At 37.7% G+C, this 16,595-nt stretch carries 13 protein-coding genes; 1 reads left to right on the forward strand and 12 read right to left on the reverse strand.

Features of this window, described 5'->3' with window-relative positions; all coding sequences use genetic code 11:
- Positions 1-692: 692 nt before the first annotated feature.
- From pnuC to ilvY, 7 genes are all read right to left on the reverse strand, one after another.
- Positions 693-1,484: a nicotinamide riboside transporter PnuC gene (pnuC, locus tag T489_RS0109965; protein WP_051622005.1), complete on the reverse strand. Its 792-nt coding sequence runs from the start codon at positions 1,482-1,484 to the stop codon at positions 693-695.
- Between the two features lie 96 nt (positions 1,485-1,580).
- A complete protein-coding gene (gltX, locus tag T489_RS0109970; RefSeq protein ID WP_031579890.1) occupies positions 1,581-3,008 on the reverse strand; it encodes a glutamate--tRNA ligase in 1,428 nt (475 codons plus the stop codon).
- A gap of 129 nt (positions 3,009-3,137) precedes the next feature.
- Positions 3,138-3,731, reverse strand: a complete 594-nt coding sequence (locus T489_RS0109975) for a Fic/DOC family protein (RefSeq protein WP_031579891.1) — start codon at positions 3,729-3,731, stop codon at positions 3,138-3,140.
- Complete coding sequence (locus tag T489_RS0109980; protein WP_031579892.1) at positions 3,724-3,990, reverse strand: antitoxin VbhA family protein; 267 nt, start codon at positions 3,988-3,990, stop codon at positions 3,724-3,726. Before T489_RS0109980 ends, T489_RS0109975 begins: the two co-directional genes overlap by 8 nt.
- A 100-nt stretch (positions 3,991-4,090) precedes the next feature.
- Positions 4,091-5,836 carry a malto-oligosyltrehalose trehalohydrolase gene (gene treZ, locus T489_RS0109985; RefSeq protein ID WP_051622007.1) on the reverse strand — a complete coding sequence of 582 codons (1,746 nt, stop codon included), beginning with the start codon at positions 5,834-5,836 and terminating at the stop codon, positions 4,091-4,093.
- 184 nt (positions 5,837-6,020) lie between these two features.
- A complete protein-coding gene (gene pgi / locus T489_RS0109990; protein ID WP_031579894.1) occupies positions 6,021-7,670 on the reverse strand; it encodes a glucose-6-phosphate isomerase in 1,650 nt (549 codons plus the stop codon).
- 199 nt (positions 7,671-7,869) lie between these two features.
- Complete coding sequence (gene ilvY, locus T489_RS0109995) at positions 7,870-8,778, reverse strand: HTH-type transcriptional activator IlvY (protein ID WP_084155496.1); 909 nt, start codon at positions 8,776-8,778, stop codon at positions 7,870-7,872.
- Positions 8,779-8,987: 209 nt separating this feature from the next.
- Between ilvY and ilvC the strand changes: the two genes are divergently transcribed.
- Positions 8,988-10,472 carry a ketol-acid reductoisomerase gene (ilvC, locus tag T489_RS0110000; protein ID WP_031579896.1) on the forward strand — a complete coding sequence of 495 codons (1,485 nt, stop codon included), beginning with the start codon at positions 8,988-8,990 and terminating at the stop codon, positions 10,470-10,472.
- Positions 10,473-10,569: 97 nt separating this feature from the next.
- On the opposite strand, the gene T489_RS0110005 is transcribed toward ilvC, so the two are convergent.
- The 5 genes from T489_RS0110005 to T489_RS0110025 form a co-directional block, all read right to left on the reverse strand.
- The gene (locus T489_RS0110005; RefSeq protein ID WP_051622011.1) at positions 10,570-11,595 is read right to left on the reverse strand and encodes a GGDEF domain-containing protein; all 1,026 of its coding nucleotides are present in this window, start codon (positions 11,593-11,595) and stop codon (positions 10,570-10,572) included.
- Positions 11,592-12,587, reverse strand: a complete 996-nt coding sequence (locus T489_RS0110010) for a response regulator (protein ID WP_031579898.1) — start codon at positions 12,585-12,587, stop codon at positions 11,592-11,594. The genes T489_RS0110005 and T489_RS0110010 overlap by 4 nt, the downstream gene beginning before the upstream one ends.
- A gap of 267 nt (positions 12,588-12,854) precedes the next feature.
- Positions 12,855-14,915: a glycine--tRNA ligase subunit beta gene (glyS, locus tag T489_RS0110015; RefSeq protein ID WP_031579899.1), complete on the reverse strand. Its 2,061-nt coding sequence runs from the start codon at positions 14,913-14,915 to the stop codon at positions 12,855-12,857.
- On the reverse strand, positions 14,915-15,838 hold the full coding sequence (gene glyQ / locus T489_RS0110020; protein ID WP_031579900.1) for a glycine--tRNA ligase subunit alpha: 924 nt from the start codon (positions 15,836-15,838) through the stop codon (positions 14,915-14,917). Before glyQ ends, glyS begins: the two co-directional genes overlap by 1 nt.
- A gap of 112 nt (positions 15,839-15,950) precedes the next feature.
- A complete protein-coding gene (locus T489_RS0110025; protein WP_031579901.1) occupies positions 15,951-16,169 on the reverse strand; it encodes a sulfurtransferase TusA family protein in 219 nt (72 codons plus the stop codon).
- Positions 16,170-16,595 lie beyond the last annotated feature (426 nt).

The following is a 16,595-nucleotide window of genomic DNA, read 5'->3' on the forward strand; positions in this document are numbered from 1 at the left end:
CGAAAAGCTCTAGAAATGAAAAAATCCCTCTCTGTGGAGGGATTTGATAGAACTAGTTTTTATACTAGATCGGTTAAAACTAGCAAAATTTGGGGCACAAGGATAGCTAGGTACATTAGATAATTTTTCAAAAGGGGCTTAACAAGGGTTTACACGGAATCGCGTTCACTCTCAGAGATTCTCTTCGACTTGTTTGGCATACCTTACCCAAAGAAGCAAATCAAAAATTAGAAACTATGATCTGCGGAGTTAGGGATTAAAACCCCGTTATCAATCTAGTGATCAATAACGGGGTTCATACTATTTAGCTCGGTTTATTATTTTAGATACCTTGTTTACTTCTTTAGATTCTCACAGTTTGTCTGCATAGCGCAATCAGTCATTGATTTAACCTGATCTCTAATATTATCTGATTCTTTTTTTAGATTTGCGTTATATCCGGTGATATTTTTACATTCCTCATCTTCTTCGTCGCATGTTTCATACGCAAATGCATTAGCTGTTATCATAAATACTGATACAATTAAGCATAAGAAAGGTGCTATTACCAATGTTATAAGCTTTGATAGTAAATTCACTTTATATAACCTCCAACGTATGAGCCGATTATAATTTTATGCAAATTCAAAAAACGTGCTCTGTTGCTTAAACAAACAAAAAATTAACATTTCTTGTTTTCTTTATGATTAATATCATGTTTTATTATTAGATAGCTTATATGATTTTTTGTTCCATCTTATGTACATCACAATAGAATTTATCAGATAGAAACACCACATTAAAAGTATAGCTACTGGTTGTCCTTCTCCTTTGTAAAAAGGGATTATCCATAACCATATGCTTAAAATATTTAACAGTATCCATAGTAACCAGTTTTGTGAATATCTTTTAATTGTCAGTATCAGTCCTGTAGTCGCAAGTATTGATGTGGTGGCATCTATATAGGGCCTTTTCCCTCCTATCTGTTCCAGAATATACCCTGTTATTAGAGTTGCTATAATTACGGTAGTAGTGACCAGAATAATTTTATTTTTTCCAAGACTGCGTTTTACCACCTCATAATCTTTTGTACTTATATTTCTAATCCAGCAGAAAATACCATATATATTCAGTGGAATGAATATGATTACTTTTACACATACTTCTCCATAATATTTGTATTTGTAGGAAATATAAGCGTAAAGTACAGAATTGATTAACCCAAAAACGAAAGCTCCTAGTTTCCCTTTTCCTGTAAGTATGGCGGCAATACAACCTGTAACCGCTGCGGTAAGTGACACCAGAAATTCAGTCGTAAATAATCGGTTATTATCAGGATTAAGTTTCATTATTGTTAATAGACTTATGACTGTAACACCACCGATAAGCCATGCTAATTCTGTTCGGTTCCATCCTGACGTTTCTTCGTGAATAAAATCTCTGAAGCTTTTTATTGATACTTTTTCTGTTTGTTTTGCCTGATTTGTTAAGTTGTTTGAAGTCATTTTAATTACGAATTTTTTATTATGATAAAAAGGGAAGAATACATCGTGTATTCTCCCCCTTATTTCTGTATGTTGGTAACTATATTAGTAGTCTAATTATGCATTAGTCTGAGAAGCGGCCTTTTCTTTCAGGTACTTGATAGTCTTTTCAATTCTGGCAATGCAGCGTTCTCTGCCAACAAGTTCCATGGTAATTCCCATTTCAGGAGAAACACCTAAACCGGTAATGGCAAGGCGTAAAGGCATGCCTACTTTACCTAAGCCAACATCCATGTCAGTAGCAACTGATTTGAATGCTTCTTCAATTGGTTCGAGCTTCCATTCTGGTAAGTTCTTAAGCTTTTCCAAAGAGCGTTCAAGGGCTTCAGCACTGTTTTCTTTAAACCACTTTTTAGCGGCTTTTGGTTCATAGTCGGTATATTCCTGGTAGAAGTATACGGAATTTTCTGCCATTTCCTTAAGGGTTTTGCATCTTTCCTTCTGAGCGTTAACTACGTCTGCAAGTTTTGGACCTTTAGAGTAATCAATTCCAAGATTATCCATCTGCCATACGAGTTCTTCAGCTACTCTTTCTGCAGGAAGGGTTTTGATATAGTGCTGATTCATCCATTTCAGTTTATCAGTACTGAAAGCTGAAGCACTCTTTGAAACATTTTCCAGGGCAAAGTAGTTAATCATTTCTTCTATAGAGAAAATTTCCTGATTGCCATGTCCCCAGCCTAATCTTACCAGATAGTTCATAAGAGCTTCCGGTAAATAACCGTCATCGCGATACTGCATAACGCTAACGGCACCATGTCTCTTTGAAAGCTTGGTGCCATCATCACCAAGGATCATTGATACGTGAGCAAATACTGGAACAGGTGCTCCGAGAGCCTTGTAGATATTAATCTGTCTAGGTGTGTTGTTAATGTGGTCTTCACCTCTGATTACATGGGTGATACCCATATCCCAGTCATCAATAACTACACAGAAATTGTATGTAGGAGTTCCGTCGGTTCTTCTGATGACAAGATCATCAAGTTCAGCATTATCAAATTCAATATGACCTCTGATCTGGTCGTCGAAACCTACTTTACCTGATGTTGGATTTTTAAATCTGATGCAGTATGGTTCATCAGGAGAATGTTTGCTAGGATCTTCATCGCGACAGTGACCATCGTATCTTGGTTTGATACCCTGACGCTGCTGTTCTTCTCTAACTTCATCAAGTCTTTCTTTTGAACAATAGCACTTGTATGCAAGTCCTTTTTCCAAAAGTTCATCAATTACCTGATTGTAACGGTCAAATCTCTTAGTTTGGTAATATGGACCTTCATCCCAGTTCAGACCAGTCCATTTCATAGACTCGATAATGGCATCAATAGCAGGCTGAGTAGATCTTTCTCGGTCTGTATCTTCAATTCTAAGTACGAACTTACCATTGTTATGTCTAGCATAGAGCCAAGAATATAAAGCAGTACGTGCACCACCTACATGAAGATAACCTGTAGGACTAGGAGCAAAACGGGTTTTAATTTCCATTTTTTATTCCATTTAATTAACAAAGAAAAAATCACGATTATAGAATTTGGTCATATTCTAACATTTTTATAAATATAAGGTATTCTATTTTTAAGATGGCAAAACAATTATCTTGTGATTATGGGGAGCTTAGTGAGTGTTTTTAAGTTCTGTTGTTATGTTTTTAAAAATTTCAATCATAGGCTTGTAGTTACAAACAAAAGATTCTCTAGATGCTGTCAGCATGTCCTGACGGGAAACTTTTGAGAATTCCAGTTTAAACCCACAGTGTATCGCCCATGACCTCATGAATTCTCTCTGAACTCTGCCGTTACCTTCTCTAAAAGGATGTATGGCATTTATTTCAGAAAAATAAAAAGCACATCTTTCAACAAACCTTGGGAGAGTAAAATTATTCTGCTTGGTTTCAGTCTGAAGATCTTTGAAAAGCTTTGTTGCTTCTTTTTCTATGAATTTAACATGGCAGAACATATTTCCTTTGCCAATGTCTACTGTTCTGATTTTTCCAGCCCAGTCATAAAGATCCTGGAACAGGTAAAAGTGTATTCTGCATAAATGATCAAAGTCGAATCTCCCTTCCAGAGGCTTTTTTAACAGCTCAAGGAGGCGGAGCATTGAAAGAACTTTTTCTGTTTCAAAAAGTTCTGTTTCGTCTTTAATTTCCAGTTTGTTTCTTAAAACTTCCGTTCCGGGATAACAGTATGGATCTTGAGTATCATGCATTATTTTTCTTGAAAATTATCTTTGCGATTAATTCTTTGCGTATTTCTTCGCTACTCTTTCTTCCAGAGATGCAGTCATTTAACATAGTTAACTCATCGTCAGTCAGATTGAATCCTTCCATGTGCATTGTTGCCTGAACTTCTTTTACTGAAGCTTCGGACTGATAAATCTCAATAGGGGTTGTGATATTATTTTTCATGATTTTTTTATATTTATTAACGATGTAATTTTCTCTAAAAATATAGATATATTTTATCATATTTCATATGTTTTGAAAATGAAACTATGAGTGAAAAAGGTGGCAGAATATAAGATCGTAAAAGCCTCCGTTTATTCGGAGGCTTTAATTTAATGAAGTATTACAGAGAATATATTCTTGCACTGAATCCCTCAATGCATTTTTCGTCATGATTGTGATTTACTTTTGACGAAATGAGCATTTTTTTGTCTGATATTCCCAATTCTGTAAGTGACTGGGATTCCTCCCCGAGATTGCATACGGTAATACTCTTCGGTGTTGTAATGGTTATGATTTTTTTATCTTTGTTTAACACTACTTTAATGTCGTTTCGGCTGTGAATGCCTATAACCTTGCTCTTTTTCAAAGCTATGAGAGACTGATAAAAATTAAGAACTTCACTATGTGGCGAATCAGATGTACAGTCCATATCCAAACGACTGTCTATGAATGTTTTTACATCATGAGGTTCTTTTATTTCAACGTCAGGCATGAAAGAAAATTCGCGTTTTCTGCCTTCTCTTACAGCGTCAACAAGCCATTGGTCATTAAAACTTTCAAAAAAGTAGAACGGGTTCATTTCAGCATATTCTTCTCCCATGAAAATCATAGGTGTGTAGGGACTGGAAAAACAAATCGTTGCAGCAAGAAGAGCTTTGTCTATTCCGTAGGTGGTACTAATTCGATCACCATGAGGACGATTACCTATCTGATCATGATTCTGAATGTGTACAACGAGCTGTTCAGGTGGAATGTCTGAACCGTCTTCTCCCTGATAATTGTTATAAACACTGTTTAATTTGGTACCATCGTAGACAAAACCTTTTGTCAGAGCTTTGTAAATATCATCAATGGATCCGAAGTCTTTATAATGACGGAATGTTTCATGTGTTAAGTAACTATAAAGAGAATAGTTTAAGTCATCACACCATTGAGCATTAAAACCGAAACCATCTGATGAGGTAATGTGTTTGTCATTGCGAAGGTGTTCTGCAATCATGATTATCTTACGATGTTCTTTCTCTTCTATATCTTTAGCCAATCTGTTTATTTCAGTGAGAATATGTTTGGATGAACTGTCATAAACAAGGGACACTGCATCCATTCTGAAGCCGTCAAAACCAATCTCAGAAAGCCAGTAGTATGCGTTTGCCAGATAAAAATCTCTTATACCGTGTGAGTTTTCTGAATCAAAGTTTATTGCGGCTCCCCAAGGAGTATCAGCATTTTTGGTGAAAGGTGCCAGCATTCCGCTGTAATTACCTTCAGGCCCGAAATGGTTGTATACAACATCAAGTATTACGGCAATTCCTAAAGAATGGGCGAGATTAAGAAAATCTTCCAAATCACGATAGTTGCCATATCCCATATTCAGGGCAAACATGTATGTACCATCATATCCCCAGTTTCTTTCTCCGGGAAAAGCTGCAATAGGCATTAATTCAATCACATTAATTCCCAGCGTCTTTAGATATGAAAGTCGTTTGGTGGCTCCCTTAAGGGTTCCTTCTTCTGTAAATGTTCCTATATGCAGTTCGTAGATAACAGCATCCTTTGGATCTATTCCCTGCCATTTACTGAAGTCTGCTTTATGGGGATAGCAGATCATGGATGTGCTGTGTACGTCAAACGGTTGGTATTTTGAATACGGATCCGGAAGATATTCTGTTCCGTTTTTAACCAACCAATACAGGATACCTTCAGGGAGTTTATCGGTTTCGGCAGTAAAATATCCATCATCCTGTTTCTGCAGTTCAATAACTCTATGAGTTCTGTCTAGTTCAACAGCTAATGTATCGCAGAATGGGGCAAAAATTCTAAAACATCCGCGACCTTCATCATTTATGAAGTAACCAACCTTATTCATGATTCCTCCCGATTGTATGTTTTGTGCTTATATTTCTAGCTTAGATTCAAATATGGATAAGGTCTATATTTTGTATGGATAAACAAGGGATAATGCACAAAAAAAGCGATCGTGACCATATATCACGATCGCTATGTCTTAAGCAGTGTTAAAACAGGGAAAGATCCCTGTATTTACTGATATCTTACTTGTTCAGTTCCTTGAAGAAGTTAATCAGACCATTGGTTGAAGCATCATGAGCAGTGACCTTGTCCTGACCGGAAAGTTCTGGAAGAATCTTGCCTGCAAGCTGCTTGCCTAATTCAACACCCCACTGGTCAAAACTGAAGATATTCATGATTACACCCTGAGTGAAAATCTTGTGTTCATACATGGCGATGAGGGCACCGAGAGTTTCAGGGGTAATTTTCTTAACTAAAATAGAATTGGTTGGGCGATTACCTTCAAATACCTTGAATGGAACAAGCTTTTCGTAGTTTTCCTTGCTAATACCCTTAGCCTCGAATTCTGCAATTACAGTTTCCTTTGACTTACCGAATGCAAGAGCTTCAGTCTGAGCAAAGAAGTTAGATAAAAGCTTAGCGTGGTGATCGCCGATAGGATTATGACTGATTGCTGGAGCAATGAAGTCACAAGGAATTACTTTTGTGCCCTGATGAATCAGCTGATAGAATGCGTGCTGACCATTGGTTCCTGGTTCACCCCAAATGATAGGACCGGTCTGGTAATCAATCTTATTACCATCACGGTCAATGTATTTACCATTTGATTCCATGTTACCCTGCTGGAAGTAGGCTGGGAAACGATACATGTACTGATCGTAAGGTAAAATTGCTTCTGATTCAAACTTGTAGAAGTTGTTGTACCAGATTCCGATTAAAGCAAGGATTACAGGAATATTCTTTGAAAATTCTGTATTGCGGAAATGACAGTCCATTTCGTAAGCACCGGCAAGAAGCTTTTCAAAGTTGTCGAAACCAACAGCTAAAGCAATAGATAAACCGATAGCAGACCATGAAGAGTATCTGCCTCCAACCCAATCCCAGAATTCAAACATGTTTGCGGTATCAATACCAAATTCTGAAACAGCCTTTGCATTAGTAGAGAGGGCTGCGAAGTGCTTTGCTACATGAGCCTTGTCTCCGGCGTGCTTTAAGAACCAGTCTCTTGCGGTGTGAGCATTGGTCATGGTTTCCTGAGTTGTAAAGGTCTTTGAAGCAATCAGGAATAAAGTGGTTTCAGGGTTGAGCTTCTTTAAAGTTTCAGCAATATGAGTGCCGTCAACGTTGGAAACAAAGTGTGGAGTGAGTCTGGTTCTGTAAGCTGCTAATGCTTCGCTGATCATGCATGGACCAAGATCACTACCACCGATACCGATGTTAACAACATCAGTGATTTCCTTACCGGTATAACCCTTCCATTCGCCTGAAATAATCTTTGCGCAGAATGCCTTCATCTTTTCGAGTACGGCATTAACTTCTGGCATTACGTCCTTTCCATCAACGAGAACAGGCTTGTTGGACTTGTTTCTTAAAGCTGTGTGAAGAACGGCTCTGTTTTCGGTAACGTTAATCTTTTCACCACTGAACATTGATTCAATGGCACCTGAAAGATCAGTTTCTTTTGCAAGGTTGATGAGAAGATTTAAGGTTTCCTGATTAATTCTGTTCTTTGAAAAGTCAACCAGAAAGTCAGGATTGAGCTTTAAAGAAAAGTTGTTGAAACGATTGCTGTCAGCCTTGAAATGATCTGCAATGGTAACATTTGAAATGGCTTTGAAATGTTCATTGAGTGCTGCCCAGGCAGCAGTCTTGGTAGGGTTAATATTTTTCATAACATTTACCTGTAAGTATTAAGTTTGTTGGCTGAATGAATTTTTAAAGAGGTTAATAATTCATTCAGCCATGATAAGTAAAATACTTGCATATTTTACACGATACGACTCTTGTTTGTTAAGTAGAATAAATGAGAGGTGCATATTTAAGTATAACAGCTGTATAAACCTGATGTGTTTGCCATTATCTGATGACGTATTAGGATATGTTTTTAAAAGTAAGTTCTTTTGGCATGCAGGTACGAGCAACCTCAATAAAGGCCTTTACGGCTTTATCTTTGTTTTTGGACTGGTTTGTACATAGTCCCACATTGAATGGAGTTATGTCATTGGGACGATCAATGATTTGTACATCTCCGGCGCTTGAACTCTGCATGAGAACAGCCTCGGGAATAATGGCGATTCCCATTCCAAGAGCTACAAGAGATACAATTGCCTCATTTCCTGCCACCTGAGCGATAACGTTGGGTTTAATGTTCTTTCGGTTGAACCAGACATTGATTTCTTTTCTTAGAGCTCCCTGTTCCGATACGACATAGGGAACTGTTGTCATGTCTATTTCCCCTTTTTTCAGCCATTGCTGTGGTATTTTTTTTGGGGCTATGAACACTAATGGTATTTTGGTGAAACCGTGTGTTATCAATCCCTGCGGTATGTGTGGAGGAATGGCGGCAATTGATAGATCCGCTTCATGGTTGATTATTTTATCAAGAGCTAGCGCAGCATCACCGGTTTCTATTTTCAGGTCAATGTTTGGGTACAGAAAACGATATTGATTAAGTAATTCAGGCAATAGACAGACACAGGCTGTAACGGAACAGAATATTTTTAGGTTACCGGTCATCGTTTCGGATACAGCTTTCAGTTCTTCCTTTATTTTCAGGTAGTTCAAATAGTATTCGCTGGCGAATTCTTTAAATTTTTTGCCGGCAGCTGTCAGTTCTACTGTCTGGTTGTCTCTTTCGAAAAGCTTAGCACTAAGCTCTTCTTCCATTCTGGCGATTGTCCGGCTGAGTGTTGAAGGGGTAACGGCGCAGTGCTCTGCTGTACGTCTGAATGACAAAAAATTACTGAGAGAAAGGAATAAATAAAGTTCAGATGTATCCATGATTTTTTAATAATAAAGTTTCTGTACTTAGCTGTTTTTACTTGTGTAAAGTCCCTATAATCAATATTTACTAAAATTTTAATATTATGTTGCGTATTATGCAACGCAATATTGCATATATATCACTTTTAGCAATAACTACATTTGTGTATAATTACGTTGTGTTTATTTTTAATACAATCTTATTTGAATAACGGACAGGATAAAAAATGTCAAATTACTTCAATACTTTAAATTTACGTGAACAGTTAGCACAGTTAGGCTGCTGTCGTTTTATGGCTCGTGAAGAATTCGCCTCAGGTTGTGATTTCTTAAAGGGTAAGAAAGTTGTAATCGTTGGTTGTGGTGCACAGGGTTTAAATCAGGGTTTAAATATGCGTGACTCTGGTCTTGATGTATCTTATGCATTACGTGCTGAAGCTATTGCTGAAAAGAGAGCTTCTTTCAAGCGTGCTTCTGAAAATGGCTTCAAGGTTGGTACTTATGAAGAATTAATTCCAACTGCTGACCTCGTAATCAACCTTACTCCTGATAAGCAGCATTCTCCAGTAGTTAAGGCCGTTATGCCTTTAATGAAGGAAGGTGCAGCTCTTGGTTATTCACATGGTTTCAATATCGTTGAAGTTGGTGAACAGATTCGTAAGGATATCACTGTAGTTATGGTTGCTCCAAAGTGCCCAGGTACAGAAGTTCGTAACGAATATGTTCGTGGTTTCGGTGTTCCTACCTTAATTGCAGTTCACCCAGAAAACGATCCTAAGGGTGAAGGCTGGGATATCGCTAAGGCTTGGGCTGCCGGTACCGGTGGTCATAAGGCTGGTTGTCTTGCTTCTTCTTTCGTTGCTGAAGTTAAGTCAGACCTTATGGGTGAACAGACTATTCTCTGCGGTATGCTTCAGACCGCAAGCTTACTCGCTTTTGATAAGATGGTTGCCGGCGGTATTGATGCTGGTTATGCATGTAAGCTTTTACAGTACGGTTGGGAAACTATCGGTGAAGCACTTAAGTTCGGCGGTATCACCAATATGATGGATCGTCTGAGCAATCCTGCTAAGATCAAGGCTTTCAACATGGCTGAAGAATTAAAGGTTATTATGCGTCCTTTATATCGTAAGCACATGGATGACATTGAAAGCGGTAAGTTCTCTGAAACCATGATGAAGGACTGGGCAGATAACGATAAGGATCTGTTACGCTGGAGAAAGGAAACTCAGGAATCTGCTTTTGAAAATGCTCCTGCATGCAGCACTGAAATTTCTGAACAGGAATATTTTGATAAGGGTATTTTCATGGTTGCTACCATCAAGGCTGGTGTTGAATTAGCATTCGAAACCATGACTGAATCTGGTATTTACCCTGAATCAGCTTACTACGAATCATTACACGAACTTCCATTAATTGCTAACACAATTGCTCGTAAGCGTCTGTATGAAATGAACGTAGTTATTTCTGATACCGCTGAATATGGTAACTACCTCTTCTCTAATGCTTGTGTACCTTTACTCAAGGAAAAGTTCATGGATAAGGTTACCCTTGAAGATATCGGTGTAGGTTTATCTTCTGCTGATACTTCTGTTGATAACCAGACTCTTATTGACGTAAATGACAAAATTCGTAACCACCCAATCGAAGTTGTAGGTCATACTCTTCGTGGTTACATGAAGGACATGAAGCGCATTGTTTTTGGTAAGTAATTTGTTGCCGGAACAATTATAAAAACTAAAAAAAGGGGAAGGAGCTGTTATGCTTCTTCCCCTTTTTCATATACTGTTTTACTCTGTTACAACATTTTTATTTTTTTGTACCATGCTTGTATTCTGGCTTTATGTTCATAGTAGCCTCAGTGTCGTTTAATCCGTATTGAGTTGTACGATTTCTCCCGTGCTCTTTTGAAAAGTACAGGCAGTTATCAGTGCTTACAAGCCATTCCTGTGCACTTGGAATAGTCTCGGAAAGAGTACACAAACCAAGACTTATTGTAAATTTGATAACCATATCTTCATAATATACGGTGTGAGCTTCAACGGCCTTACGAATACGTTCAGCTACCATGAATGCTGACTCTCTGTTTGCATCAACCAACAGAATTGCAAATTCTTCGCCGCCATATCGTCCGGCAATATCTGTGCTTCTTATCTGTTTCTTCAGAATGGCAGAAACTTCCCTGAGAACAGCATCTCCTGCAGGATGTCCGTAGGTATCATTCACATTTTTAAAATGATCTATATCGAACATCATTAATGTTATTGGCATGAGTGTTCTCTTATTAATGTTGTATTGCTGCTTGAGACATTCTTCCCAGTAACCACGATTGTAAAGAGTTGTAAGTCTGTCGGTAATTGATAGCTCATGCAGCCTTTTATTTGCATCCTGTAGGGAGAGTTTTGAGCTTGCTTCATCTGTTACATCGTAGATAATTACCGTTACTTCTTCACATTGTCCGGTTAGTGACATCACAGGAATGAAAGTGAAGTTCATCATCATCTCTGATGATGTGCCGGTAAAAGGACGACTGTTTGCGAATTTGAATACTTCCTTATGCTGTTCCCACGAACTGAATACAAGCGTATCCATGGAAAAAGCTTCAACAATTTTATCTTTCAGCCATGAGTTTGCTAATTCTGGGAAGAATTCAAAAATACTGTGGTCATTGATTTTATAACCTTCAATGCCACTTTTGGTTTCCATAAAACTGTTCCAGATTTTTACTTTAAAATTTTTGTCCAGAACAATAACCCCTACATTCAGATTCTGAATGATGGTTAAGCTTCGATGAAGGTCGTGAATTTCGCTAAGATTATCAAGAATATCCGTCATACCAGTGCCATAATTTCCTTAAGTTTTTCTGAAGTGGAGTGATTAAATAGTATTTGGAACTTTATGTTCATGTTTAAATCTTTAATTACGTATGTCAGCTCAACATTCAGAATCTTACTGTTTATTAGTTCAGGGTTAGTTAGATTGTGTTCAACGTTTGGCGAAACCAAACCCGGAAAATTGAAGTTAATAATATAGTTTATCTGATGAGTAAAATTACGCATCAGAGTACCGGAAATAATACTTGCAAGCTCTATAACCATTGAGTTTTTGGCTTGATCATCAAGTTTCTGATTATCTGTTACAGCCTTTGTATAAGTGTTAATATCCTTGGAGGAGAAATAGATAAGACTTTCACCAAGAATTCCATCTCCGTCAAATCCCTGACTAACGATGATGTTGCCTGTGATATCTAACCAATGTTGAATATCACTTGAAATTTTTCTGCCTGTTTCTATTTTTATATTTGGCAGAGGCATGGTAACGAATAGGTTAAGCATGTCTGCGATTTTGCTGGCTGCCAAACCTGTGGCTATATTGATTTTTTCTCCTAATTCATCAAAAGGTTTATTTTCACTGTGATCTATTGCTATTGAAGGATCTGTCAATTCTTCAAGATCATCTTCATGACACAGACCATATTTTGTCAGTAGTTCATGCAGTTCATCTGGCACCAGAGGTTTTTTGATGAAAGCAAGAACCTTGTACTTTTTTATGATTTCCAGAGCCTGTTGCTGTATATCGCCTGAAACAACGATAATCATGACTCTGAGACCTTCCTGTCTTACGGCTTCCAAAACTTCGTAACCATCCATAACAGGCATGTTTAGGTCAAGAAACATCAGTTTACCTTTCCCTTCACGCAGAAGCTCCATGGCTTCTTTACCATTAGATGAAGTGTAAAGGTTTTTTACCAATTTTTTAGGAATAACCCGAATAAGCTGATTTCTTGCAAATTTGGAGTCATCACAAACAATAATGTCTAGGGCCATATTTTTGCCGTCCAAATCTAAAAATAATAGAAAAAATTAGAAAGCTACAATTTAAATTCTATTATAAAGGAGTGGTATAGTTGATATCTCGATTATAAAAATGTGACGACTTTAGACAATAAGATAATCATTAAGACTCTTTGATTTTTTTAATAAGATATAAAAATATATTACTTGTGTATAAAATTATTAATAATTCTTATATAAAATAAAAACCGTTACGGCTAATCCATAACGGTTTTACATTGTTAATAACTTTTTAAAAGCTTATTTCTGTATCAGAGAGATATCAGCGATATGAGTGAACATATCTCTCAACTGTCTCAGCAGTGCAAGACGATTATTTTTGACTGCAGCGTCTTCACAGTTAACCATAACCTTATCAAAGAAGTTATCAACAGGCTCCTTTAGAGAGGAAAGAGTTGACAATGCATCAGTATAGTTACCTGCGTTGTAGAACTGAGCTGTAGTAGCAGAAATGTCAGACATTGCTTTATAGAGTGCGATTTCTGCTTCTTCCTTTAACAGAGATTCGTTAAATGCAGGATTTCCTTCAGCCTTGGCAAGAATGTTTCCTACACGCTTGTTTGATGCTGCAAGAGATTCAGCTTCGTTCAGTGTTTTGAACTTTTCTACTGCTTTGATACGCTTGTCAAAGTCGAAAAGATTGGTAACACCGGTGGCCAATACAGACTGAACTATATCTGCACCGATTCCTGATTCCTGATAGTATGCCTTGAATCTGCCAAGAATATATTCAACCACATCGTTTACAACGTTAGTGTTGGTTAATTTGTCAGCATAAAGTTTAGCAGCAAACCCAATTAAAGGTCTGATATCAAGATTGAGTTCCTTTTCAATTGCAATACGGATTACACCAATAGAAGCTCTTCTTAAACCGAAAGGATCTTTATCTCCTTTAGGAATCTGGTTAATACCGAAGATACCAGTAAGGGTTGTAATTTTCTCAGCAATGCTTACAGCACATGAAACCTTGTTTGAAGGAAGGCTGTCACCTGAAAATCTTGGCATGTACTGTTCATTCATTGCTAACGCAACTTCTTCTGGTTCGCCATCAATTCTGGCGTAGTGCATACCCATAATACCCTGAGTATCAGTAAATTCCATAACCATATTGGTCATTAAATCGCACTTTGACAGGAGGCCAGCTCTTTTTGCATATTCTGGGTTTGCACCAATCTTGTTGGCAATTTCTGTTGCGACTTCAGCAACGATTTCAGATTTATCGGCTAAAGAACCGAGCTGTTTCTGGAATAGTATGGTCTTAAGACTTTCGAATCTGGACTGAAGAGTTTTCTTCTTATCTGTATTGTAGAAGAATTCCGCATCAGCAAGTCTAGGTCTAACAACTCTTTCATTTCCTGAGATTACCATTTCAGGATTTTTGGAAATGATGTTGCTGATAAATATAAAGTTAGGTAACAGCTTACCATCACGGTATACAGGGAAATATTTCTGATCGCCTTTCATTGTATGAACCAAGGCTTCAGCAGGAACTGCAAGGAATTTTTCTTCAAATTTCGCTGTCATCAGAACTGGATATTCAACTAAAGAAGTAACTTCTTCAATCAAGTCTTCATCCATGTCTGCTGTGCCGTTGAGATCTTTTGCCTGTTTGGTGATTGCATCAACAATCATCTTTTTACGTCTTTCGTAATCGGCAATAACCATCCCCTTGGTTTCAAGAATTTCAGGATATTCATCAGCTGAATTGATTTCGAATTCACTTTCACCCATGAATCTGTGACCACGAATAGTACGTGAAGATTCTAGTCCTAAAATTGAACCTGGAATGAGTTCATTTCCAAACAGCATTGTCAGAGTATGTACAGGACGAACAAATAATTCTCTCTTGCTTCCCCAATGCATAAGCTTAGGAATAGGGAGGGCACCAAGAGCTGTTTTTACAAAATCAGCAATCAGTGAAACAGTGTTCTGTCCTGATTTAACGGTACGATAGACAAGCCATTCTCCTTTTGGAGTCGTAATTGTTTCTGCCTGAGACAATTCAATCCCCTGAGCCTTAGCCCAAGCCTGTCCAACCTGAGTAGGCTGACCATCCTTGAATGCAACCTGAACTGATGGACCTTTGATTTCTACTGATTTATCAGGCTGTTTTTCGCTAAGACCGATAACTTTTAAAGCTAGTCTGCGAGGAGTTGCATACCATTCAACTGAACTAAAGGAGAGATCTGCCTTCTTTAATTCGTTGGTAAAACCGTCTTTGAACGCAACTGCCAGCTTACGGAGTGCCTTTGGTGGTAATTCTTCGGTACCAAGCTCCACAAGTAAATTTTTATTAGCCATTACTTGCTTTCCTTATTAGTTTTGCAGATAGGGAAACCTAAAGCTTCACGAGCGTTGTAGTAAGCTTCGGCTACACCTTTGGATAAAGTTCTGATTCTGAGAATGTAACGCTGTCTTTCTGTAACAGAGATCGCGTGTCTTGCATCTAGAAGGTTAAATGCGTGAGCTGCTCTTAAAATTCTTTCGTATGCAGGCAGAGGCAGTGGTTTTTCTAAAGAGAGAAGTCTCTGACACTCTTTTTCACTTGCATCAAAAACAGAGAAAAGAAAATCAACATCAGCGTATTCAAAGTTATAAGTAGACTGTTCAACTTCGTTCTGGTGGAAAACATCACCATAGGTAATATCACCAGCTGGAGTATGAGCCCAAACCAGATCGTAAATGTTGTTTACCCCCTGGATATACATGGCTAATCTTTCAAGACCATATGTTACTTCACCTGTAACAGGGAAACATTCAAGACCGCCAACCTGCTGGAAGTAGGTGAACTGAGTTACTTCCATGCCGTTTAACCATACTTCCCAGCCTAAACCCCATGCACCGAGAGTTGGGTTTTCCCAGTTATCCTCAACGAATCTGATGTCGTGTGTTGACGGATCGAACCCCAGTTCCTTCAATGAACCAAGGTATAATTCTTGAATGTTGCTTGGCGAAGGTTTGAGTACCACTTGAAATTGGTAATAATGCTGTAATCTGTTCGGATTTTCACCATAACGACCATCGGTAGGTCTGCGAGATGGCTGAACATATGCACAGTGGTGAGGTTCAGGACCAATGGCACGAAGGAATGTCTGAGGGTGAGAAGTACCGGCACCCACTTCCATATCGAAAGGCTGTGCAATCATGCATCCCTGACGTGACCAGTAATCCTGCAGAGTTAAAATCAACCCTTGAAAGGTTTTGATATCATAAGTGTTAGACATCGAACTAGTTCCTTTGAAGACTCATTAGGAGTATCAGATAATTAAAGTAAATTTACAAATACATATTTGATTCAACATATCAATTTTATTGTGCGTATTGTACTCGAAAATACTATTTTTGCATAATAAAAGATAATACAGGACCATTTAAGTCCTTTTTCAGCATCTTGTATCCCATATGTGTACAGAGAAGTTCAAAATCTCTGTCAGTTGAAGGGTCGTCTGCTTTAATTGATAAGGTGTCGCCGGGAGACAGCTGTCTCATTTCTCTTCTTACAATCATAAGAGGTTCCGGGCATCTGAGTCCCACTGTATTTATTTCTTTATTCATAAGTGCACGCTTAATATAAGTTGTTTGCTAATGGTGTCTCATGCATGTTGTATGAATTATGAGAACATATAGCATGAGATTTATATGAATTTGTCAGTGGCGCGTATTCAGCAATTACCATATTCATCATTAGTCTTGTGAAAACAGACAGATCATAGATCTCACATTTGTATTTGTACAGAATAAAATTATAAATAGGGTTGTGTAGGTTTGGTCCTTAAAAAGACGAATTGGTGGATGATAGGAAAACGAAAGTGTGGATATGAGAGGTTTAATCAGAATTTAATGAATAAAAAACATTCAAAAAACAATAAATAAGCTTAATAATTATGCAAAAAGTAAATTTTTTTATTTTTTATGAAAAAAACAGTTGACGAAAAAAATAAAAAACCTAAAATACACATCGTTCGCTGAGCACAGCGAAAA

This window comes from Ruminobacter sp. RM87 (assembly GCF_000701925.1).
In the GTDB taxonomy this organism is placed as follows: Bacteria; Pseudomonadota; Gammaproteobacteria; order Enterobacterales; family Succinivibrionaceae; genus Ruminobacter; species Ruminobacter amylophilus.